Below are 20463 nucleotides of genomic sequence, written 5' to 3' on the forward strand. Positions count from 1 at the left end.
TGCGCGTTACATCAACTGCCAAACCCTGTACGACTACTTGATCTGCGACAGCTTGCTCTGAGCCGACTGGGCGACGTCCGAGCCGCCGTACTGCGCGACGATCTGCTCCAGCGTCTTCTTGGCCGCAGCCTTCTGACCTTGCTCGAGCTGATTGTTCGCAATCGCGAGCAACGCTTCCGGCGCACGCGGATGCTGCGGATACTTAGCCACCACACCTTGCCAGGTCGCCGTCGAGCCCTTGTAGTCGCGCAGCGCATACAGCGCGTTGCCGAGCCAGTACTGCGCGGTCGGCTGGTAAGGACTGTTCGGAAACTTGGAGATGAAGCTGCGGAACGCCGCCGCCGCATTCTTGAAGTCGCCGTTGCGGAACAACTGTGAAGCCGCATTGAACGAATCGGTTTCGCCCGGCTGCACCTCACCCTGGACGCCATCCACCGTCTGTTGCTGCGGCTCGAATTTCTTCAGGCGCGTGTCCAGATCGGTGTAGTAGTCCTTCTGCTGTTTTTGCAGCGTGGTGAGTTGGTTGCCCATATCCTCGTTCTGCCCACGCAACGTTGCGACCTGCTGATTCAACTGGTCGAGGCGGTTGGACTGATCGAGGATCGTGCGCTGTGCGGCCGACAATTGGCTCGACAGGCTATCGGTCTTCGAACGCAGATCGAGAATGGCCTGACGGGCCTGATCGTCGTCAAAGATGCCCGCATGCGCAGGCATAGCCGCGAAGGCCGTGCCCGCGACGCAGGCCGCTGCGGCAAACCGCAGCCAGGAGAAACGATGCGTCATTCGGCTCATCACCTGTTACTTACTGTTGGTACACGAGGTCGGCGCGGCGGTTTTGTGCCCACGACGATTCGTCATGACCGGTAGCTTGCGGCTTTTCCTTGCCGAGGCTCACGGCTTCCATTTGCGAGTCCGTCACGCCCATCAGCGACAGCGAACGGCGCACCGCCTCGGCACGCTTCTGGCCGAGTGCCAGGTTGTATTCGCTGGTGCCGCGTTCGTCGGTGTTGCCCTGGATCAGGACGTGACGTTGCGGATGGCTCTTCAGGTATTGCGCGTGTTGTTGCAGCAGCGATTGATAGTCGTCCTTGACCGAGTAGCTGTCGAAGTCGAAGTAGATGCTGCGCTTGGCGAGCGGGCTGTTCGGATCGTTTAGCGGATCGACGTTGACCTGAGCGACATCGGTCGGATTCGGTTGCGTCGAAACTGCACCACCCTTGTTAGCGTTTTCGTCGAGCTTGACGCCCGAGTGACATGCGGCCAACGCACCGACCATCAATACGGCAAATGCGAAACGAAGTTTTGACATCATTTTGTTACTCTCCTTGTGTTGTTGCATGAACGTTACTGCATAAACGGGCCCCAGGATGGCTCGCGTACGCTGCCACCCTGAACGGAAAGGACCTGCCGAGTGCGACCGTCGGTCGATACTGCGGCCAACACGCCACGGCCGTTCACCTCTGTGGCGTAAAGAATGTACTGACCGTTCGCCGCGAAGCTCGGCGATTCGTCATGTGTGGTGTCCGTCAGGCCCGTTGCCGTGTTGCCTTGCAGGTCCTGGATATACAGCCTGAAGCCGCCGCCGACGCGCGAAATATAGGCGAGCTGCTTGCCGTCCGGGCTGACGCGCGGGCTGGTGTTGTAGTTGCCCGTGAAGGTCACGCGTTGCGCGGCGCCGGCGTTCTCGCCCTGGGCCGACATCTTGTAGATCTGCGGTTGGCCGCCACGGTCGCTGGTGAAATAGATCGACTGGCCGTCAGGAGAGAAGCACGGTTCAGTGTCGATCGAACTGCCTTGCGTCAGGCGCCGCAGGCCGCTGCCGTCCGCATTGACGGCGAAAATCTGCGTGTTGCCGGTGCGCGAAAGCGCGACGGCCAGCGTGCGGCCGTCCGGCGACCATGCCGGCGCACTGTTGTTACCCTTCTGGTCTGATACGACCACGCGACGGCCCGTAGGCAGGTCGTGGATGTAGACGATCGGCTTCTTCTTTTCGAACGAAACGTAAGCGACCTTGGTGCCGTCAGGCGACCAGGCGGGCGAGATGATCGGCTCGGGGCTCGACAGCGCGATGTGCGCGTCCTGGCCGTCCGAATCGGAGATCTGCAACTGATAACGGCCACCGGTCTTGATGACGTACGACAGGCGCGTGGCGAACACGCCGCGGCCGCCCATCAGCTTCGCGTAGATATAGTCCGCAACCTTGTGTGCGCTCATGCGCAAGCCGCTTTCCGGGCTCACCAGCACGAGGCCGCCCAGGCTTTCGCCCTTGACTGTGTCGTACAGCTTGAAGCGCACTTCGTACTGGCCGTTCGGCAAGCGGTTCACGCTGCCCGACACGAACGCGTTGGCGCCCTTGGCCTTCCAGCTGCCGAGGTCGACGGAATCGGTTTCCGCGACGGGCGTGCTGCCCGCGTCGATATTCGTGAATTTGCCGCTGCGTTGCAGATCCTGACGCACGATCGTACTGACCTGCTGCGGCGAGTTCGCTTCATTGGCGAAATTCGCCGTTGCGATCGGAAACTGGGTGGACCCGACGCCTGTCACGAGGACGTTGAGTTGTGCGTGGGCGGCGCCGCCGACGGCGATCAGGCACGATGCTACAAGTGTCCGCAGGCCTAGCTTGGTCATCAAACTCATGCTGAATGGTTTCCCCAAAAACGGTTTTACTAACACTTCACGACAGCAGAGAGACCCGAAAACATCTAATTCGTTCCCGGGCGCGCCGCGCTGGGCGGGGCGCGGCGTCTGCTGTCAACTGACTGTCAAACTGTTGCAATCAACCTGCCGGGCGCAACGTAATCTTGAAGCTGGTCGGCGTCTTCCCGTCGATGTCCTGAGGCATCGGATTGGAACGCTGGACGGCCCGCAGTGCCGCATCGTCCCACGCCGAGTTGCCGCTGCTGCGCGCGATCTGCGCGTCCAGCAGCGTGCCAGTCGGCGAGCAGCGCACGGAGATGACGGTCTCCAGACCTTCCGTTTCGCCACCCCACGAGATATTCGGGCGCACCACACGACGCACCTTGTCCGCGTAACCCGGCGATGTCGCCGTGCCACCCGAGCCGCTACCCGTGCCGCTCTTCGCGAGTCCATTGCCGGTCGAACCCGGGGCGCCTGCCGAACCTTGCATCTGGGCAAGCCGCTCACGACGTTCCGCATCCAGCTTCTTGGCTTGCGCCGCTGCATCGGCCTGCGCCTTGGCCTTCGCCGCTTTCTGCGCATCGGCTTTCTTCTGCGCCTCAGCGTCGGCTTGTTTCTGCTGCTCCTGCTGTTGCTTTTGCTGGTCGGCCAATTGCTGTTGTTTCAGCTTGTCGGCCTGCTGCTGTTGCTGTTGTTGCAACTGTTTCTGCTTGGCCGCGGCCGCTTTTTGCGCAGCCTGATCGGCCGCCAGTTGCTGCTGGCGCTTCGCCTCGGCTTCCTGCTGGGCTTGCAGCTTCTGCTGACGCAGTTGCTCGGCCAGTTGCGCCTGACGGGCCGCTTCCTGTTGCTGGCGTTTCTTTTCCTGCAACGCGATGTCGGCCTGTTCATCCGGCAGCGGCGGGGCAGGGGCGACGGGAACGGGCGGCGGTGGGGGCGGGCGCGGAATCGCCGAGTCCGGCACCTCGGTCCACAGTTCGGCCTCCGCGCCTGCCGGCGTGCTGTTCTGCCATTGAATGCCGTGATACAGGAAGAACCCGAGCAGCGCGTGCATCACCAGGGCGAACACAAAGGCTCGCCAGGTGCCGCGTTCACGCGGCGGCTGAAGCGGGTATTCGGAATTCTTGCGGATCATTGTGATTTGACGAGCAATCCAACGCGCTTGACACCCTGAGCCTTCAACTCGGACATCACGTTCATCACGACTTCATACTTCACGGTCTTGTCGGCGGCGATCACGACAGGCTGGTCAGGGTGCGACTGTGCGCGGTCGGCGATAAAGCCGTGCAGGCCGGCCTTGGTCATGTCTTCCTGCTGCTGCGCGCCCGCGTCGTCTTTGTATTTGACGCTCATATTGCCGTCTGCGCGAATATTGACGATCACAGGCGGGGTTTGCTGCTGAGGCGCGGCGCCGCCGACGGTCGGCAGATTGACGATCGACGGGGCGACGAGCGGCGCGGTCACCATGAAGATCACGAGTAGCACGAGCATCACGTCGATGTACGGCACAACATTGATGTCGGCCATCGCGCGGCGCTGACGGGAACCGCGCATGCTGGAGGAAGAGCCTGCCATCGTGGACTCCTTAATGTGCCTGACGCTGCAAAATGTTCGAGAACTCTTCGATGAAAGTCTCGAAGCGGATCGCCAGACGGTCGATGTCGTGCGCGTAGCGGTTGTAGGCGACCACGGCCGGAATCGCAGCGAACAGGCCGATTGCGGTGGCGGTCAGCGCTTCGGCAATGCCTGGAGCTACGTTCGCAAGCGTAGCCTGTTGCACGTTGGCGAGGCCGCGGAACGCATTCATGATCCCCCACACCGTGCCGAACAGACCGATATACGGGCTGACCGAGCCGACCGACGCGAGAAACGCCAGATTTGCCTCGAGCACGTCCATTTCACGCTGGAACGCGGCGCGCATGGCACGGCGTGCGCCGTCGAGAATCGCGCCTGAATCGTTCAGGCGCTTTTCCTTGCCCTTCAGGAATTCGCGCATGCCGGACTCGAAAATCCGTTCCAGTGCGCCGATCGTGTGGCGGTTGTTCGCGGCGCTCTGATAGAGCGCCTGCAGGTCGCCGCCCGACCAGAAATCGCGTTCGAAACGTTCAGTTTGCGCGCGCGCCCGGCGGATCGCAAACCACTTGCGGAAGATGAAAGTCCACGACAGCAGCGACAGCAGAAGCAGCAGCGCCATGACGGCCTGCGCCAGCAGGCTCGCATTGAGTACGAGAGAAACGATCGACAGATCTTGTGTAGTGTTCATAAAGGTTCGTTTTAACGTCCCGGAAGGGGGCGTCCGGCTGCAAGGCCGCTCGAAGCTTGCCGTGAGCAAAACGGAAGCATCGGCGATATTGCAAGCCGAACCATGCTTTGTGTTGCTTGATCGATACGAGTTCACTGGCCCCGTAACAACGGGGTTCAGTCGTTGTCCGTTGACATGCCACCGTCGTTCACGCCCGGCCCGCGCCGCAAAGCCGCGAGAACCGGCGGAGGAATCGCGACCGGCCGCAGCGCAACGCGCTCGACGCAGCCAACCCGGATGGAGCCGGAAGCAAGCAGCGTGCCGTCCCGCCACGCTTCCTGCGCAAAATCGACCGACGCGCGGCCAAGACGTTCGATTCGGCTCACCACTTTGACGACATCGTCGAGCCGGGCCGGTGCCCGATAGTCGACTGCGGTGCTGCGCACGATGAAGATTGCGCCCGATTCGCCGGCGAGACGGTTCTGGTCGACGCCGCACGCGCGTAGCCATTCAGTGCGCGCACGTTCGAAAAACTTCAGATAATTCGCGTAAAACACGATGCCGCCGGCGTCGGTATCTTCGTAGTACACGCGGATTGGCCACGTGAAGCCGATTTCCGTGCCGGGCTGGCTGGTCGACATATTCATGCGGCGCATTTTACCGGAACGCACACCCCGAGGTCTGTTTCAAGATGTGCGCCCCGTCTGGCGGGCCTCAGCCGGGATTTCAGCCGCGATGAACGGACAAAGCGGAGAAGGATTGGGCCACCGGCATCAGCTCGATCGTGTTGATGTTGACGTGAGCGGGGCGCGTGGCTATCCAGTAGATCGAATCGGCGATGTCTTCGGGTGTCAGCGGTTGTACGTTCTCGTACATCTTCGCCGCTTTTTCGTCGTTGCCACGGAAACGCACGTTCGAGAACTCGGTGCCGCCACACAGGCCCGGCTCGATGTCGGTCACGCGCAGTGCCGTGCCGGCCAGATCGGCCCGCAGATTCAGACTGAACTGGCGCACGAACGCCTTGGTTGCGCCGTACACGTTGCCGCCTGCGTAAGGCCAGCTGCCGGCCGCCGAGCCCAGATTGAAAATGTGCCCGCGGTTGCGCTCCACCATGCCGGGCAGGAGCGCATGCGTGACCTGCACGAGGCCGGTGCAGTTGGTCTCGATCATGGTGTTCCACTCGTCCAGACTCGCTCTTTGCGCCGGCTCGATGCCGAGCGCGAGGCCGGCGTTATTGACGAGCACGTCGAGTGCGGCGAAATCGGCGGGCAACGAAGCCGGCACGGCCTCGACGGCGGCGCGGTCGCGCACGTCGAGTTCATACGGCAGAAGGGCGTCGCCGAGTTCGTCGGCGAGTGCCTGCAGGCGGTCCTTGCGGCGCGCGGTGGCGACGACACGATGGCCGCCCTTGACGAAAGCACGAGCGATAGCGGCGCCAAATCCTGCGGACGCTCCGGTGACGAACACGATCATTGCAGTTCCCTGGTTGGTAGGAGAGAAAGGCCCCAAGCCTACTTCCAATGCGGCGCTGCGGCAAGGATGAACCAGTCGCACGACTGGCTGCGGCAGTGACGCGAAGCGGGTGCCGGGCGCGCTTTCATCAGACGTTTGCGCGCTGCTCGCAGCGGCGCCAGGACCGGCTTCGCGAGCGAGCGCCGGCCCGGCAGGAAGCCGGTTGCCTATTCGATCCTCTTCCAATAAACTAACGCGCTCATCCCTGCGTGACTGGCGATAGAACCGATTCGAGCAATCGGGTTCAAGGTGGAGCAACCCACCGTGAAGCGCAGGGAGCCGTTTTGCCGTTCGCCTGGGCAGCCGTGATCCGCGCGCATTGATCTGCGCTGACGGTGGCTGTCCTGCCTCGCGTGTGCGGCGACTCTCCATCCGCCACGTCAGGGCTGGCCCAGCCGCCAGCAGCGCTGCGTACCCTCTACGCAAGAATCGGCGCACGATCCGGTCAACCTGCACACACTCAACGGAATCCGTATGTTTGATAGAGCCCAAAGCACCATCGCCAACGTCGATCCTGAACTCTGGAAGGTCATCGAGCAGGAAAACCGCCGTCAGGAAGAGCACATCGAACTGATCGCGTCGGAAAACTACACGAGCCCGGCCGTGATGGCTGCGCAAGGCTCGCAACTCACGAACAAGTACGCCGAAGGGTATCCGGGCAAGCGTTACTACGGCGGTTGCGAATATGTCGACGTCGCCGAGCAGTTGGCGATCGACCGCGTGAAGCAACTGTTCGGCGCCGAAGCCGCCAACGTGCAGCCGAACTCCGGCTCGCAGGCGAACCAGGGCGTGTTCTTCGCCATGCTCAAGCCGGGCGACACGATCATGGGCATGAGCCTCGCGCACGGCGGTCATCTGACGCATGGTTCGCCGGTCAACATGTCGGGCAAGTGGTTCAACGTGGTGAGCTACGGCTTGAACGAAGCCGAAGACATCGATTACGACGCTGCTGAGAAGCTCGCTCAGGAACACAAGCCGAAGCTGATCGTGGCCGGCGCGTCGGCGTTTTCGCTGCGCATCGACTTCGAACGGATGTCGAAGATCGCCAAGTCGGTCGGCGCGTATTTCATGGTCGACATGGCGCACTATGCTGGCCTGATCGCCGCGGGCGTCTACCCGAACCCGGTGCCGCACGCCGATTTCGTCACCACCACCACGCACAAGAGCCTGCGCGGCCCGCGCGGTGGCGTGATCCTGATGAAGGCCGAGTTCGAAAAGCAGATCAACTCGGCAATTTTCCCGGGCATTCAAGGTGGTCCGCTGATGCACGTGATCGCCGGCAAGGCCGTCGCGTTCAAGGAAGCACTGTCGCCGGAGTTCAAGGCGTATCAGCAGCAGGTCGTCGAGAACGCGCGCGTGCTGGCTGAAACGCTGGTCAAGCGCGGACTGCGCATCGTGTCTGGTCGCACCGAAAGCCACGTGATGCTGGTCGACCTGCGCGCGAAGAAGATCACCGGCAAGGCAGCGGAAGCGGCGCTCGGCGCGGCGCACATCACGGTCAACAAGAACGCGATTCCGAACGACCCGGAAAAGCCGTTCGTCACGAGCGGTGTGCGTCTCGGCTCGCCGGCCATGACCACGCGTGGCTTTGGCGTCAAGGAAGCGGAGCAGGTTGGTAACCTGATCGCCGACGTGCTGGACAACCCGGAAGACGCAGCCACGATCGAACGTGTGCGCGCGCAAGTCGCCGAGCTGACCCAGCGCTTCCCGGTTTACCGCTAAGCCGCCATGCACTGCCCCTTCTGCCGTCACGCCGATACGCAAGTTGTGGATTCCCGCGTATCCGAAGACGGCGCGACGATTCGCCGGCGCCGCCGCTGCCCGGCCTGCGACAAACGTTTCACGACGTATGAGCGGGTCGAGCTGGCGTTGCCGTCGGTCGTCAAGAAGGATGGCAGTCGCACGGAATTCGATCGCCGCAAGATCGTCGCAAGCATGCAACTGGCGCTGCGCAAGCGCCCGGTGGCAGCAGACGCGATCGACGCGGCAGTCGCCCGCATCGAGTATCAACTGCTCGGCAGCGGCGAGCGTGAGGTGCGCAGCGAGCGCCTCGGTGAACTCGTGATGAACGAGTTGCGTGCGCTCGATACGATTGCCTATGTTCGTTTCGCTTCTGTTTACCGGCGCTTCGAAGACGTCTCCGAATTCGAAGACGTGATCGAAGAATTTCGCCGCGCCTCTTCTCCTCCCAAGCCGTCCCGCAAGCGCTGATTGCTGCCGCGCCTGAAGTTGCGCGCCAGGTTCTGTTTTCCGCTGCGTAGGTTCGCGCATCTGCATCTCCGCTCCCGTTATGGTTCGTCACGCGTGCATTTTTGCGCGGGATAGCGTCTGAGTGCCACCTGGCCGTTCGGCCGATTGTTGACCCGCTCCTGAATCGCTAGATTGGCTGCATGCTTTGAAACGATCAGGGATGCAGATGAAATGGGATGGAGTCTGTTTGCGGCCGTGCCGCGGCTTTACGCTTGTTGAAACACTGGCTGTTGTTGCGCTGCTGGCGATAATCGCGGTGATGGCGACACCGTCGTTCGTTGCATGGCACCTGCGGGACCAGGTTGACGCACGTGCGAAAGCGCTTGCCTCAACGCTCGCCTATGCGCGCAGCGAGGCATTGCGCCGCGGTGCTCGCGTCACCGTGTGCCGGATCGACGCGGCACGACGTTGTCTTGCCGCAGGGCAAGCTTGTGGCAATGGCGTCGCGGACTGGTCGTGTGGCTGGGCTGTATTGGCCGAACGGGGTGGCACGCTCTCACTACTGCGCGCGCATCCTTTGCTCGCAGCGGTCAGCATCACCGCGACGCAGACAAATCTCACGTTTACGCCGCCGGCGGGGCAGTTGATCGGCACGTTTCGCAGCTTTGAGATCGCGCCGCGCGCGCCGTGGAAAGCGACGCAAGGCGACAAGTGGCGACGCTGCATCCGCATCGCGGCGGGCGGGCGAGCGCGGATTGTCGAGGGCGCGTGTGGAGCGGCATCGTGAGCGGATATTCGTCGAAATCATGGGCGCGCAACTGCGCAGCAATGCGCTCAACGAGGCATAGGGGTAGTTCGCTGATTGAAGTGATGCTAGCCGTTGTCCTGATGGCGGTGACGGCGCTCGGGTTGATCGCCGGTCAATTGTGGACTGCGCGCGAAGCCCGTGCGATGGCAATGCGCGAGCACGCGGCATGGATAGCCGATTCCGTTGCCGAAGCAATGCGCGAACCTTCGGCAGGCGACTCTGCGATCAGGCAATGGAGCGCGCGTGCAACGGCCTTGTTGCCGCATGGTGAGGCGTCGGTAGGGGAGCGCGGCGGTGTATCCGCCGCACGTGTCACGTGGACGGCCCTGCGTGACACGCCGCGGGCCGACGATGTCATCGACAAGCCCGAATCGTGCGGGGGTGCCGATGTTCCCCCAGGCTCCTCATGCGTTGTGCTGGCGTTCGCGAAATGACGCGGCGTATGGTTATCGCGCGTGGGCATACGCTCGTTGAGTTCGTGATTGCAATTGCGTTGGGGTTGGTGGTGACCGCCGGCGCGGTCGCGCTTTATGCAACGCAGCGTAACGTGTTCGAGCGCGCGGGTGATGCGATGCGGATCCGCGAAGCCGGCCTGGGCGCGCTTACGCTGATGGGCCAGCAAATTCAAATGGCCGGCTTTGTGCCCGCGGACGTCGTGAGGTTCAATGGTCCGCCACCGTTGTTCGGTTGTTCGGGCGGTCGCCCGACCGGCGCGGACGAGAGCGTTGCCTGCGAGGCGTTGCCGGGCCTCTCGGACGGCATCGTGGTTCGTTATGTCGGGGACAACGTTTCGACGTGGCCGTCAGCGACCGGCCAAACGACCGACTGTCTCGGCCAGGCGGTAACGAACAACAACGCGGCACTCGGCGGGCAGGGCGTGTTGGTGGTCAACCGATACTTCGCGAGAGTCAGCGGGTCGACGGGTGAGCCGGAGCTTTACTGCGAAGGCAATGGCAAGGCAGGGTCCGCGCAGCCGTTGGTCGAAGGCGTCGAGCGCGTGCGATTCAGGTACTGGCTGGCCGGTGGGCTGGCCGCAATAGATGCAGCGGCGGTGACGGACGGCCAATGGGCAAAGATCGTCGCGGTCGATCTCTGCGTGCTCGTCCGCGGAGCGCCGCAAGGACGGCGTATGCGCTACATAGATTGCGACGGCGCGAGCGCGCTTGGCGCCGACATGCGGGCGCGGCAGGCTTTCTGGCGACGGGTGGCGATACGCAATCACGCGGAGGATCCCCTGTGACAGAAGGGCTTTGCAATCCAACGCACCGCCGCGCGTCGTCGAAACATTTGACACGTCTTATCGGCACTGGTCGTCGATCTCGGGTTCGCAATCGCGGTACCGTCCTGCCGATCGTTTTACTGATTTCCGCGATGATGTTGACCACCTCCGCGGCCTGGTTCGAGACATCGCTTGCAGCAGCGCGCGGCTCCAACAACGTGCGCGACTATTTGCAGGCATTTCATGCCGCAGATTCGGCGCTGACCTTATGCGCCCGGAGCGTCGTCGCCGCGGCAGCTTTCGAGTCGCAGCCAGTGGCGTCGCTCTCACCCGGCGAGCCGACGCAATGGAAGCACGAAGCTACCTTTGAAGCCGGCGCCGTCGTGCCCGTCGCGCAATGGCCGGGATCGCTGCGTGCGCCGCAATGTTTGATCGAAGCGTGGCGTCTGGGCACTCGCGCCGATGCTCGAGCCTATTTACTGACGTCGCGTGGCTTCGGCCGGACCAGGGAGTCGCAGGTGTGGTTGCAGATGGAGCTCGTGATCGCGGGCGAACAGATCGAGCGCCATTGGCGTCGCGTTGCCGCACACCCATTTTGACGGGAGATTTATGGCGAGACCGCGCACATCCGCATTCACGCTACTGGAACTGATGATCGCGCTGGCAATAGCCGCCACGCTGGTTGTGTTTGCCGTGCCCTCGTATCGGAGCCATGTCGCGCGGACACATCGGGTCGACGCTGCGTCCGCCCTTTATCGCGCAGCGCAATTTGTCGAGGGATCGGCAAGCGATGGCCCCGCGACATTGCCGCCGGGTTTGGATCAGGCTCCGCAGTTCGGCACACCGATCTACCGGCTGCAAGTGCTACCGGCAGACGATGCAAACGGTGGTTATTCGGTAGAGGCTGTGCCGACCGAAACCGGCCCCATGCGGGACGACGCTTGCGGCACTTTCACTCTGGACGCGACAGGGCTGCGAGGCAATAGAAGCGGCGCAAACGGTACAGCGCCGGCAAGCGGCGAATGCTGGAATACAAGCTAAGGACTCTTACTGCAGAACGCGAGTTGGCGAGTCGAGGCGTGCTAGTGCCCAAGGACCAGGTGACAAACTGCTGCTGCAAGGCGCACGCAGGAAGCGGTCGACGATCCCCGCGTTTCAGTACCCGCTATCAACCGTGTCTTCCTTGCTGTCGGCCGACGCAGCGGAATCATTCTTTATCTGCTTCCAGATTCGATACGCTTCCCAGCCGGCAAGCGCAAGGCTGCCCCATTTGAGTGCGGGTTTTGCACCTGCTGCAATAGTCGCGCGCAGCGGCTTCGCCAACAGCAGCGAAGCGATCGAACTGATGATCGGATACTGTTTGAGAAGCGCGCCGATGCTTCCTGCGTTGAGGAAGCTCGCCTTCGATCCGCGGCCCACGCGCATGCCACCGAAGCCCGGCAGAATGAATTTGAGCCAACTGAAGTGCGTGACTGCCTGCCGCAATTCGATGGTCGCCTGAGCGAGTTCCATGCGCTCGACATCCGCGCGCACCAGCAGCAGTTCCTTGCGTAGTGCCCGCAGGTGCGGCGCACTCAGATCTCTTGCCTGGTGGCGTTTGTTGCGGAATGCGGTATCGGAATGGGGTTGGCTCATGGCGTGTCGGCGGCAGTGGAGGTGGGGCAGTAAAACTGTGCTGCAAATCGCTCGAGGTATTGACGAAGTCTCTTCGAAGGCGCGGGGCATGTGAGGTCCGCCCATGAGCCCGTTATGCCTGCTGCGTCACGGTTTGCGGAACACGTCGCGGTCTTTTTCGAACTCGGCAAGGGTGGCTTCGAACACCATTGGGGCATTGCGCAAACCGCTGCGCGCTTTCAGCGCACAGGCTAATCCTGCAATGGCATAAACCACCGTGATGCCGGCGAGCGCCTGCCATCGGTAGGTGTCCCAGAATGCGATGGCGACCAGTGCGGTCAATGCGATCAAGGCCATCGTCGCGAGCATCATGGCGGCGAGGCCGAGGAACAGCACGCCGAGCAGACGGTCTTTTTCTTCGGCGAGTTCGATGCCGACCAGTTCAAGCCGTGTTTGCAAAATGGCAAACACGGATCCAATGATACGGCGCAACGGACTATGTTCGCCGTGCTGCGATTGTGTTTCGATCGTCATGGCTTTGGGCGTTGCGCGTGAATGCTTAGCCGGCGCGTGAAAACGAGCGCGCCAAAAGAAGCGGACCGGCCAGACGTGCACCGGTCAACTCGATTCGCTGATGTGCCGGACGCGGATTCGCCCCGGCAGCCTCACCAGTGTTACTTGCGGTTGATCAACAGCCCCAGCAGTACGCCGACGCCCGCGGCGATGCCGATGGATGCCCACGGATGCTCATGCACGTAGTCGTCGGTGGCGCGTGCGGCCTTCTTGCCTTTCTCGACCACCACGACCTGCACGTCAGCCGCCTTTTCCTTAGCCTGCTTCAGGCGCGTAAGCGCCGTTTCACGCAGTTCCGAAGCGCGCTCGCCAGTAGCGCTCGCGGCCTGTTTCAGCAAATCTTCAGCGTCCGCGAGGACGGTTTTGATATCCGACATCAATCTCTCCTTGTTGACTTCCGACATTGACAGCTCCCCTTCGTCTCACGCCACGCGTGAATCGTAACCAAAGAAACGGCCGCTGGCGAGCGTAGCGCTCGATTCATGAACAATCGCACGAACCGTTCCTGGTTGAAGCAAAGCCTTAAAAACTCCACCCTTGCGGCGCAGGGCTGCAAAGTTTGCTTAAGATGGAGTTGATCTGTCCCGCAAAGTTTCCACTAAATCGGTGAAAATTACAAAAACGCATAAAGTAGTGACGCGATGTTGGTTAGTTGTTCACTGTCACTCCCGTATGCTGTACTTTTGCTGCGCGTTGCGGGCGAATGCTCGCGCGGAATGTCCGAATACAATCAAGGAGCTGCAATATGAGTCTACGTCTTGGCGATACCGCACCGGATTTCGAACAGGAGTCGAGTGTCGGCCGCATCAACTTCCACGACTGGCTAGGCGATAGTTGGGGCGTGCTGTTCTCGCACCCCGCCGACTTCACGCCGGTCTGCACGACCGAATTGGGTTTGACGGCGAAGCTGGCCGGCGAATTCGAGAAGCGCAATGTGAAGACGATCGCGTTGTCGGTCGACAGTGCCGAGTCGCACAAGGAATGGATCAAGGACATCAACGAGACGCAGGCCGCCAATGTCGGCTTCCCGATTCTCGCCGACGGCGATCGCAAAGTCTCCGAGTTGTACGACATGATTCACCCGAACGCCAATGAAACCTTTACGGTCAGGTCGCTGTTCGTGATCGACCCGAAGAAAAAGGTGCGTTTGACCATTACATACCCGGCCAGCACCGGGCGCAACTTCGACGAAGTGCTGCGTGTGATCGACTCGCTGCAACTCACCGACAACCACTCGGTCGCTACGCCCGGCAACTGGAAGCAGGGAGACGACGTGGTGATCGTGCCGTCGTTGAAGGACGAAGAAGTCATCAAGCAGAAATTCCCGAAGGGCTACAAGGCCCTGCGCCCGTACCTGCGTCTGACGCCGCAGCCGAACAAGTAAGCGGCTGACGCGTCAGGTAGCGCACCGCTAGCTGCAACGCGGCGGCGCAACGAAAAAAGGCCGGTTCAAAAAGAACCGGCCTTTCCTTTCCTGCTGTTCGATTTTCCATTCAGCGGCCAGGACGAAACGCCGCCATCGGGGCACTCAGTGCATCAGAAAAACGCCTGAATCCCCGTCTGCGCGCGCCCGAGAATCAGCGCGTGAATGTCGTGCGTGCCTTCATATGTGTTCACGACTTCCAGATTGACCAGATGACGCGCGATGCCGAACTCGTCCGAGATACCGTTACCGCCGAGCATGTCGCGCGCGAGCCGAGCGATGTCCAGCGCCTTGCCGCACGAATTGCGTTTCATGATCGACGTAATTTCGACGGCGGCCGTGCCTTCATCTTTCATGCGGCCGAGACGCAGCACGCCTTGCAGGCCGAGCGTGATTTCGGTTTGCATGTCGGCGAGTTTTTTCTGGATCAACTGGTTCGCGGCGAGCGGCCGGCCGAACTGTTTGCGATCCAGCACGTACTGACGTGCCGTGTGCCAGCACGATTCCGCCGCGCCGAGCGCGCCCCAGGCAATACCGTAGCGCGCCGAGTTCAGGCACGTGAACGGACCGCGCAAGCCACTGACTTCGGGGAAGCGGTTTTCTTCCGGCACGAACACGTCATCAAGCACGATCTCGCCGGTGATCGATGCACGCAGACCCACCTTGCTATGGATGGTCGGCGTGGACAGCCCCTTCCACCCCTTCTCGAGAATGAAGCCGCGGATCGAATCCTTGCCGTCCTCTTCGAGCTTTGCCCACACGACGAACACGTCGGCGATCGGCGAATTGGTGATCCACATCTTCGCGCCCGACAGCAAATAGCCGCCGTCCACCTTCTTCGCCCGCGTGATCATGCTGCCCGGATCGGAGCCGTGGTTCGGTTCGGTCAGGCCGAAGCAGCCGATCCATTCGCCGGTGGCGAGCTTTGGCAGGTACTTCTGCTTCTGCGCTTCCGAGCCGAATTCGTAGATCGGGACCATGACGAGCGACGACTGCACCGACATCATCGACCGGTAGCCGGAATCGACGCGCTCCACTTCACGTGCGATCAGACCGTACGCCACGTAGTTCAGACCAGGGCCGCCGTATTGCTCGGGAATCGTCGGGCCAAGCAGGCCGAGCTCGCCCATCTCGCGGAAGATCTCGATGTCGGTCTTCTCGTGACGGAACGCTTCGAGCACCCGCGGCTGCAGCTTGTCCTGCGAGTACGCGGCGGCGGCGTCGCGCACCATGCGTTCGTCTTCGGTGAGCTGCTGATCCAGCAGCAACGGGTCTTCCCAGTGAAACTGCGCGGCCTCTGCCATGACGTATCTCCTGATTTCCTGCTTGACTTAAACGTGTTCGAGCTTGACTTAGGTTCCGCTATGCGAAACAATGTTTTGCAAACCACGCCCGAGTGTATCACCACATGACGCCCATATCTACTCTCTCCGAACCGCTCGACGAGCGCAAATTCGTCGTCGCCCTCGCACGCGGACTGGATTTGCTGCGCGCGTTCAAGCCGGGTGAAACGATGCTCGGCAATCGCGATTTCGTCGAACGCACGGGCTTGCCGAAGGCGACCGTCAACCGTCTGGCCTACACGCTGACCGTGCTCGGCTATCTGCGGCTCGACGAAACGCTAGGTAAATATGCGCTGGACGCCGGGGTGCTGTCGCTCGGTTTCGCGCTGCTCTCGGGCACGGACACGCTCGAACTCGCGCGTCCGCACATGCGCACCTTCGCGCGCGAAGTGGGCGCCGCGGTGTCGCTTGGATGCCGTGACGGCCTCGACATGATTTATCTGGAGACGATCCGCAGTGAAACGGCGCTGACGCTCGGACTCGCCTCGGGCTCGAAACTGTCGATGCTGACCAGTTCGATGGGGCGCGCGTATCTGGCGGTGCAGCCATTGGATGTGCGCGCCGCCTTGCTGGTCGAGCTCAAGAAGTTAGCGGGCAAAGAGGGCGCTGCGTTGCTGGCCGATGCCGAAAAGGAAATCGAAGCCTTCGCCCAGGAACGCTGCTGCTACTCGTTCCGGGCATGGCATGACGACGTGAACGCGGTCGCGGTGCCGTTTCGCGAGCCGCGCGAAGGCCGCTGGCTGGTGCTCAGTTGCAGCGGGCCGGCGTCGTCGATGGGAGAGGACGTGTTCCGGGAAAGCGTTGCGCCGCGGCTGAAGGCGTTGGCGCGACGGTTGGGCGATACCGGTTGACGTGCCGGCCAGCGCCGCCGCGCGGCGTCAGCAGAATACTCACACCGCCCGATCGTGATAATGCGCCGTGAATAACGGCCCTTGTACGAAGCGCACGTCGTACTGCTGCAGCGCGAGGAACTGCGGCTCATCCATCACCCGATTGAAGATCAGTGGAACCCGCAGCCGGCTCGCATAGCCAACTAGCGGCTTTACCATCGCGTCGCGCAACGCGACCGCCGCATCCATCTTGATGAAGTCGAGCCGCGCCGTTTCCGACACCGACAGAATCTGCCCCGCGTTCGAGAGATTCCCCGCCACCTTGAAGCCGTAGCGCTGATAGCTCGTGGTCAGATAGCCGAGGAACGTCTTATGCGCGACCGCGGCCGCCGGCAACTCGATCACCACCCTCGACGGGTTCAGTCCGAACGACAGCAGCACGCTCGAGAAATGCCGTCCGTGGTCGTATTTGACGCTCTTGAGCAGGCGCTCGTGCACGCGCAGAAAGAGCAGCCCGTGCCGTTGAGCGCCGAAGAAATTGATGGCGTGCAGCGCCCGCGACATGCGGTCGAGGGCGACCAGTTCCTGATCGTCGGCGATATGGTCGAAGGGATCGAAGGCATCGAAGGGCGCGCCGTCGAGACGCTGCGTGACCGCCTGGAACCCGAGCTCATCGCCGAAACGATCCACGCCCTCGGCGCCCGACGACAACGACTGCGCCAACGCATGCACGCTGATATCGAAGATCGGCTCATAGGCACTGGCGAGTTCGACGCCGCCGAATTGCGCCAGCGCGATGTCGCTATGCACGCCGGTTCCCATCGCCAGATGTTCGCCGAGAAATGGGTGATCGGCGGCGCGTGCAATCAGGTTGGGGATGGTCGGCGGAATCATGTAGGCGAATGGATGGCGATAGGTGCGCACTCGGCGCCCGGCAACGCGACTCGGTTGCCGCATCCATTGATGGTAGCAGTCCGCGCCGCGCGCACTTGAACAAAATGCTCATAACGTTATCGGCCGAACGCTTGTCAGTACAGGCTGCCGAGGCTTTCGCGACGAGTTTCCAGGGTATACGTTAATTTCACTATACGTAATTCGTTTTACTATACGTAAATTGCAGCTCGGCTGCGACGGCGGGCACGTTTGTGTCTCCTTTGCGGGCGGCTTCTGCGTGGTCGGCGGACAGTCGGCGGTCAACGCGCTGCCACGCGGCAACGCGGCAGCCCATCCGAGCCGCGGACAGCCTGAGACAGACAGCGCACGCCGACAGATCAAGTATCAACGGAGAACCTTGCATGGATACCCCAACACGCACGCCGAATACCGCCAGCTCGCGACTCGAAATCGAGCCGGGCTATCAGTCGGGATTCGCGAACGAATTCGCTACGGAGGCTTTGCCGGGCGCGCTGCCCGAAGGCCGCAACTCGCCGCAACGCGCGGCCTATGGCTTGTACGCCGAGCAACTGTCGGGCACCGCGTTCACTGCGCCGCGCGGACATAACCGCCGTTCGTGGCTGTATCGGATTCGTCCGGCGGCGGTTCACAAGCCGTTCACGCTGCTGCCCTCGGAGCGGCTCGTCGCCAACTTCGCCGAGATGCCGCCTACGCCGCCTAACCAGTTGCGCTGGGATGCGTTGCCGATGCCCACCGAGCCGACCGATTTCGTCGACGGCTGGATAACGATGGCGGGCAACGGCTCAGCCGAAGCGATGAACGGCTGCGCGATCCACCTGTACGCGGCGAACCGCTCGATGAAGGATCGCTTCTTCTACAACGCCGACGGCGAATTGCTGATCGTGCCGCAGGAAGGCCGCCTTCAGATCGCCACCGAAATGGGCCGACTCGATCTCGAGCCGTTCGAGATCGCGGTGATCCCGCGCGGCGTGCGCTTCGCGGTGAGCCTGCCAGACGGCACCGCGCGCGGCTATATCTGCGAGAACTTCGGCGCGCTGCTGCGTCTGCCGGACCTCGGCCCGATCGGCTCGAACGGCCTCGCCAATCCGCGCGATTTCCTCACGCCGCACGCTGCTTTCGAAGACCGCGAAGGTGACTTCGAACTCGTCGCCAAGATGAACGGCAACCTGTGGAGCGCGGATATCGGCCATTCACCGCTCGACGTGGTCGCGTGGCACGGCAACTACGCCCCGTACAAATACGATCTGCGTCGCTTCAACACGATCGGTTCGATCAGCTTCGATCATCCTGACCCGTCTATCTTTCTGGTGCTGCAATCGCAAAGCGATACCCCGGGCGTCGACACGATCGACTTCGTGATCTTCCCGCCGCGCTGGCTCGCGGCCGAAGATACGTTCCGGCCGCCCTGGTTCCATCGCAACGTCGCGAGCGAATTCATGGGACTCGTGCACGGTGTGTACGACGCGAAGGCGGAGGGCTTCGTGCCGGGCGGCGCGAGTCTGCATAACTGCATGTCGGGTCATGGGCCGGACGCGGACACCTTCGAAAAAGCGTCGCATGGCGATACGTCCACGCCGAAGAAAGTCGGCGACACGATGGCCTTCATGTTCGAAACGCGCACGCTGATCAAGCCGACCCGCTTCGCGCTCGAAACCGCGCAATTGCAGGCGAATTACTACGAGTGCTGGCAAGGTCTCAAGAAACACTTCAACCCGGAGCAACGATGAGCGCATTGAGCGATCTTCAGGCGACGCTTGATCCGTCGCGCAAGAGCTGGGTCGAGTCGGCTAACGATTCGACCAACGATTTTTCGATCCAGAATCTGCCGTTCGGTATTTTCAGCGATAAGAACAACGACGCGCGCCGCGTTGGTGTCGCGATTGGCGATGAGATCGTCGATCTAAGTGTTCTCAAGTCTGCCGGCTTGCTCAAGCTACCGATCGCCTCGGCCGATCAATTCATTGCTCTGAAGGACCGGGCGTTCGAGCAGGACACCCTCAACGATTTCATCTCGCTTGGCCGCGATGCATGGCGCAGTGTGCGCATCCAGTTGAGCCATCTGCTGGCGCGGGATACCGCGACTTTGCGCGACGACTCCGCCTTGCGTGCGAAAGCACTGGTGCGTCAGTCCGATGCGCAACTGCATCTGCCGGTGCAGATCCCGGGTTACACGGATTTCTATTCGTCGAAGGAGCACGCGACGAATGTCGGCTCGATGTTCCGCGACCCGAAGAATGCGCTGCTGCCGAACTGGTCGGAGATGCCGATCGGCTACAACGGACGCGCATCGTCAGTGGTGGTGAGCGGTACGCCGGTGCGGCGTCCGAACGGCCAGTTGAAACTGCCGGATCAGGAACGTCCGGTGTTCGGCGCATGCCGCAAGCTGGATATCGAACTGGAGACGGGTTTCGTGATCGGTAGCGGCAATACGCTGGGCGAGCCGATTGCCTGTGCCGATGCCGAAGCGCACATCTTCGGCATGGTGCTGCTGAACGACTGGAGCGCGCGCGATATCCAGCAATGGGAATACGTCCCGCTCGGCCCGTTCAACGCAAAGACATTCGCGACCACGATCTCGCCGTGGATCGTGACGCTTGACGCGCTCGAACCGTTCCGCGTCGAGCAGCCCGCTCAGGAGCCGCAGCCGTTGGCCTACTTGCGCCACGAGGGCAAGCACGCGTTCGACATCTCGTTGGAAGTGACGCTGCGGCCGCAAGCGGCCAAGCAGGCCACCACGATCTCGCGGACCAACTTCAAACACATGTACTGGACGATGGCGCAACAGCTCGCGCATCACACGGTATCGGGCTGCAATACGCGGGTCGGCGATCTGATGGGTTCGGGCACGATCAGTGGCCCGACCGCCGACTCATGCGGCAGCCTGCTCGAGTCCACATGGAACGGCAAGAATCCGTTGGAGTTGAAAGAGGGCGGCACACGCGGGTTTATCGAAGACGGCGACGAACTGACGCTCGCCGGATGGTGCCAGGGCGATGGGTATCGTGTGGGCTTCGGCACGTGTGTCGGGGAGATTCTGCCGGCGCGGAAGTAGAGGAGAAGTAGCGCGGAAATCACGCGGCAGGAAGCGCTATGCAAAACGGGGAAGCCATCGCGGCTTCCCCGTTTTCGTATCCCGAGGCGAGCGTGGTTCGACGGCTCA

General features: G+C 62.0%; 24 protein-coding genes and 1 riboswitch. Of the genes, 11 read left to right on the forward strand and 13 right to left on the reverse strand.

Annotation, left to right across the window (positions count from 1 at the left end):
- Window positions 1–33 precede the first annotated feature (33 nt).
- The 8 genes from ybgF to ydfG form a co-directional block, all read right to left on the reverse strand.
- Window positions 34–783: a tol-pal system protein YbgF gene (gene ybgF, locus P3T25_RS26280; RefSeq protein ID WP_154565855.1), complete on the reverse strand. Its 750-nt coding sequence runs from the start codon at window positions 781–783 to the stop codon at window positions 34–36.
- A 19-nt stretch (window positions 784–802) separates the two neighbouring features.
- The gene (gene pal / locus P3T25_RS26285; RefSeq protein WP_035552920.1) at window positions 803–1312 is read right to left on the reverse strand and encodes a peptidoglycan-associated lipoprotein Pal; all 510 of its coding nucleotides are present in this window, start codon (window positions 1310–1312) and stop codon (window positions 803–805) included.
- 32 nt (window positions 1313–1344) lie between these two features.
- On the reverse strand, window positions 1345–2637 hold the full coding sequence (gene tolB / locus P3T25_RS26290) for a Tol-Pal system beta propeller repeat protein TolB (RefSeq protein WP_154565856.1): 1293 nt from the start codon (window positions 2635–2637) through the stop codon (window positions 1345–1347).
- Between the two features lie 139 nt (window positions 2638–2776).
- Window positions 2777–3769, reverse strand: coding sequence for a cell envelope integrity protein TolA (gene tolA, locus P3T25_RS26295; RefSeq protein ID WP_408382161.1), 993 nt, complete (start codon window positions 3767–3769; stop codon window positions 2777–2779).
- Window positions 3766–4209, reverse strand: a complete 444-nt coding sequence (gene tolR / locus P3T25_RS26300; protein ID WP_154566574.1) for a protein TolR — start codon at window positions 4207–4209, stop codon at window positions 3766–3768. Before tolR ends, tolA begins: the two co-directional genes overlap by 4 nt.
- Before the next feature lie 10 nt (window positions 4210–4219).
- Complete coding sequence (tolQ, locus tag P3T25_RS26305) at window positions 4220–4897, reverse strand: protein TolQ (RefSeq protein WP_154566575.1); 678 nt, start codon at window positions 4895–4897, stop codon at window positions 4220–4222.
- A 155-nt stretch (window positions 4898–5052) separates the two neighbouring features.
- Window positions 5053–5532 (reverse strand): tol-pal system-associated acyl-CoA thioesterase, encoded by a 480-nt coding sequence (gene ybgC, locus P3T25_RS26310; protein ID WP_154566598.1) that lies wholly within the window; start codon window positions 5530–5532, stop codon window positions 5053–5055.
- 70 nt (window positions 5533–5602) lie between these two features.
- Window positions 5603–6349, reverse strand: a complete 747-nt coding sequence (ydfG, locus tag P3T25_RS26315; RefSeq protein ID WP_093644681.1) for a bifunctional NADP-dependent 3-hydroxy acid dehydrogenase/3-hydroxypropionate dehydrogenase YdfG — start codon at window positions 6347–6349, stop codon at window positions 5603–5605.
- A 238-nt stretch (window positions 6350–6587) separates the two neighbouring features.
- Window positions 6588–6696, forward strand: a riboswitch (ZMP/ZTP riboswitch).
- Window positions 6697–6862: 166 nt separating this feature from the next.
- On the opposite strand from ydfG, the gene glyA reads away from it, so the two are divergent.
- From glyA to P3T25_RS26350, 7 genes are all read left to right on the forward strand, one after another.
- Window positions 6863–8110 (forward strand): serine hydroxymethyltransferase, encoded by a 1248-nt coding sequence (gene glyA / locus P3T25_RS26320; protein WP_154566577.1) that lies wholly within the window; start codon window positions 6863–6865, stop codon window positions 8108–8110.
- A 6-nt stretch (window positions 8111–8116) separates the two neighbouring features.
- Window positions 8117–8599 carry a transcriptional regulator NrdR gene (gene nrdR / locus P3T25_RS26325; RefSeq protein WP_027799387.1) on the forward strand — a complete coding sequence of 161 codons (483 nt, stop codon included), beginning with the start codon at window positions 8117–8119 and terminating at the stop codon, window positions 8597–8599.
- A gap of 199 nt (window positions 8600–8798) precedes the next feature.
- Complete coding sequence (locus P3T25_RS26330; RefSeq protein ID WP_154566578.1) at window positions 8799–9365, forward strand: GspH/FimT family pseudopilin; 567 nt, start codon at window positions 8799–8801, stop codon at window positions 9363–9365.
- 41 nt (window positions 9366–9406) lie between these two features.
- Entirely contained in the window at window positions 9407–9820 is a 414-nt protein-coding gene (locus tag P3T25_RS26335; RefSeq protein WP_154566599.1) for a type IV pilus modification PilV family protein, read from the forward strand.
- Window positions 9817–10626: a PilW family protein gene (locus P3T25_RS26340; RefSeq protein ID WP_429359479.1), complete on the forward strand. Its 810-nt coding sequence runs from the start codon at window positions 9817–9819 to the stop codon at window positions 10624–10626. Before P3T25_RS26335 ends, P3T25_RS26340 begins: the two co-directional genes overlap by 4 nt.
- A gap of 131 nt (window positions 10627–10757) precedes the next feature.
- Window positions 10758–11204: a pilus assembly PilX family protein gene (locus tag P3T25_RS26345; protein WP_154566579.1), complete on the forward strand. Its 447-nt coding sequence runs from the start codon at window positions 10758–10760 to the stop codon at window positions 11202–11204.
- Window positions 11205–11214: 10 nt separating this feature from the next.
- The gene (locus P3T25_RS26350) at window positions 11215–11646 is read left to right on the forward strand and encodes a type IV pilin protein (RefSeq protein WP_154566580.1); all 432 of its coding nucleotides are present in this window, start codon (window positions 11215–11217) and stop codon (window positions 11644–11646) included.
- 114 nt (window positions 11647–11760) lie between these two features.
- On the opposite strand, the gene P3T25_RS26355 is transcribed toward P3T25_RS26350, so the two are convergent.
- The 3 genes from P3T25_RS26355 to P3T25_RS26365 all read right to left on the reverse strand — a co-directional run bounded on the left by P3T25_RS26355 (window position 11761) and on the right by P3T25_RS26365 (window position 13196).
- A complete protein-coding gene (locus P3T25_RS26355) occupies window positions 11761–12240 on the reverse strand; it encodes a DUF3318 domain-containing protein (protein WP_154566581.1) in 480 nt (159 codons plus the stop codon).
- A gap of 126 nt (window positions 12241–12366) precedes the next feature.
- Window positions 12367–12753, reverse strand: a complete 387-nt coding sequence (locus tag P3T25_RS26360; RefSeq protein ID WP_154566582.1) for a phage holin family protein — start codon at window positions 12751–12753, stop codon at window positions 12367–12369.
- Window positions 12754–12893: 140 nt separating this feature from the next.
- Window positions 12894–13196 carry a DUF883 family protein gene (locus P3T25_RS26365; protein ID WP_094780836.1) on the reverse strand — a complete coding sequence of 101 codons (303 nt, stop codon included), beginning with the start codon at window positions 13194–13196 and terminating at the stop codon, window positions 12894–12896.
- A 341-nt stretch (window positions 13197–13537) separates the two neighbouring features.
- On the opposite strand from P3T25_RS26365, the gene P3T25_RS26370 reads away from it, so the two are divergent.
- A complete protein-coding gene (locus P3T25_RS26370) occupies window positions 13538–14176 on the forward strand; it encodes a peroxiredoxin (protein WP_154566583.1) in 639 nt (212 codons plus the stop codon).
- Between the two features lie 152 nt (window positions 14177–14328).
- Here the strand turns inward: P3T25_RS26370 and P3T25_RS26375 are convergent, their stop codons facing one another.
- Window positions 14329–15519: an acyl-CoA dehydrogenase gene (locus P3T25_RS26375; protein WP_171929050.1), complete on the reverse strand. Its 1191-nt coding sequence runs from the start codon at window positions 15517–15519 to the stop codon at window positions 14329–14331.
- Between the two features lie 104 nt (window positions 15520–15623).
- On the opposite strand from P3T25_RS26375, the gene P3T25_RS26380 reads away from it, so the two are divergent.
- Entirely contained in the window at window positions 15624–16409 is a 786-nt protein-coding gene (locus P3T25_RS26380; protein ID WP_154566585.1) for an IclR family transcriptional regulator, read from the forward strand.
- A 39-nt stretch (window positions 16410–16448) separates the two neighbouring features.
- Here P3T25_RS26380 and P3T25_RS26385 read toward each other — a convergent pair whose 3' ends face one another.
- Complete coding sequence (locus P3T25_RS26385) at window positions 16449–17282, reverse strand: EAL domain-containing protein (RefSeq protein WP_266238617.1); 834 nt, start codon at window positions 17280–17282, stop codon at window positions 16449–16451.
- Between the two features lie 401 nt (window positions 17283–17683).
- Here P3T25_RS26385 and hmgA point away from each other — a divergent pair, with 401 nt between their 5' ends.
- Together hmgA and fahA are read left to right on the forward strand one after the other, a co-directional pair.
- Window positions 17684–19030: a homogentisate 1,2-dioxygenase gene (hmgA, locus tag P3T25_RS26390; RefSeq protein ID WP_429359484.1), complete on the forward strand. Its 1347-nt coding sequence runs from the start codon at window positions 17684–17686 to the stop codon at window positions 19028–19030.
- On the forward strand, window positions 19027–20355 hold the full coding sequence (gene fahA, locus P3T25_RS26395) for a fumarylacetoacetase (protein WP_408518414.1): 1329 nt from the start codon (window positions 19027–19029) through the stop codon (window positions 20353–20355). Before hmgA ends, fahA begins: the two co-directional genes overlap by 4 nt.
- Window positions 20356–20463 lie beyond the last annotated feature (108 nt).

The organism is Paraburkholderia sp. GAS32 (assembly GCF_050434225.1).
GTDB lineage: Bacteria > Pseudomonadota > Gammaproteobacteria > Burkholderiales > Burkholderiaceae > Paraburkholderia > Paraburkholderia madseniana.

Bases quoted from the DNA above. Each gene is read 5' to 3' on its own strand.
- ybgF (WP_154565855.1), bottom strand. From the start codon at position 783: ATGACGCATCGTTTCTCCTGGCTGCGGTTTGCCGCAGCGGCCTGCGTC.
- pal (WP_035552920.1), bottom strand. From the start codon at position 1,312: ATGATGTCAAAACTTCGTTTCGCATTTGCCGTATTGATGGTCGGTGCG.
- tolB (WP_154565856.1), bottom strand. From the start codon at position 2,637: ATGAGTTTGATGACCAAGCTAGGCCTGCGGACACTTGTAGCATCGTGC.
- tolA (WP_408382161.1), bottom strand. From the start codon at position 3,769: ATGATCCGCAAGAATTCCGAATACCCGCTTCAGCCGCCGCGTGAACGC.
- tolR (WP_154566574.1), bottom strand. From the start codon at position 4,209: ATGGCAGGCTCTTCCTCCAGCATGCGCGGTTCCCGTCAGCGCCGCGCG.
- tolQ (WP_154566575.1), bottom strand. From the start codon at position 4,897: ATGAACACTACACAAGATCTGTCGATCGTTTCTCTCGTACTCAATGCG.
- ybgC (WP_154566598.1), bottom strand. From the start codon at position 5,532: ATGCGCCGCATGAATATGTCGACCAGCCAGCCCGGCACGGAAATCGGC.
- ydfG (WP_093644681.1), bottom strand. From the start codon at position 6,349: ATGATCGTGTTCGTCACCGGAGCGTCCGCAGGATTTGGCGCCGCTATC.
- glyA (WP_154566577.1), top strand. From the start codon at position 6,863: ATGTTTGATAGAGCCCAAAGCACCATCGCCAACGTCGATCCTGAACTC.
- nrdR (WP_027799387.1), top strand. From the start codon at position 8,117: ATGCACTGCCCCTTCTGCCGTCACGCCGATACGCAAGTTGTGGATTCC.
- P3T25_RS26330 (WP_154566578.1), top strand. From the start codon at position 8,799: ATGCAGATGAAATGGGATGGAGTCTGTTTGCGGCCGTGCCGCGGCTTT.
- P3T25_RS26335 (WP_154566599.1), top strand. From the start codon at position 9,407: ATGCGCTCAACGAGGCATAGGGGTAGTTCGCTGATTGAAGTGATGCTA.
- P3T25_RS26340 (WP_429359479.1), top strand. From the start codon at position 9,817: ATGACGCGGCGTATGGTTATCGCGCGTGGGCATACGCTCGTTGAGTTC.
- P3T25_RS26345 (WP_154566579.1), top strand. From the start codon at position 10,758: ATGATGTTGACCACCTCCGCGGCCTGGTTCGAGACATCGCTTGCAGCA.
- P3T25_RS26350 (WP_154566580.1), top strand. From the start codon at position 11,215: ATGGCGAGACCGCGCACATCCGCATTCACGCTACTGGAACTGATGATC.
- P3T25_RS26355 (WP_154566581.1), bottom strand. From the start codon at position 12,240: ATGAGCCAACCCCATTCCGATACCGCATTCCGCAACAAACGCCACCAG.
- P3T25_RS26360 (WP_154566582.1), bottom strand. From the start codon at position 12,753: ATGACGATCGAAACACAATCGCAGCACGGCGAACATAGTCCGTTGCGC.
- P3T25_RS26365 (WP_094780836.1), bottom strand. From the start codon at position 13,196: ATGTCGGAAGTCAACAAGGAGAGATTGATGTCGGATATCAAAACCGTC.
- P3T25_RS26370 (WP_154566583.1), top strand. From the start codon at position 13,538: ATGAGTCTACGTCTTGGCGATACCGCACCGGATTTCGAACAGGAGTCG.
- P3T25_RS26375 (WP_171929050.1), bottom strand. From the start codon at position 15,519: ATGGCAGAGGCCGCGCAGTTTCACTGGGAAGACCCGTTGCTGCTGGAT.
- P3T25_RS26380 (WP_154566585.1), top strand. From the start codon at position 15,624: ATGACGCCCATATCTACTCTCTCCGAACCGCTCGACGAGCGCAAATTC.
- P3T25_RS26385 (WP_266238617.1), bottom strand. From the start codon at position 17,282: ATGATTCCGCCGACCATCCCCAACCTGATTGCACGCGCCGCCGATCAC.
- hmgA (WP_429359484.1), top strand. From the start codon at position 17,684: ATGGATACCCCAACACGCACGCCGAATACCGCCAGCTCGCGACTCGAA.
- fahA (WP_408518414.1), top strand. From the start codon at position 19,027: ATGAGCGCATTGAGCGATCTTCAGGCGACGCTTGATCCGTCGCGCAAG.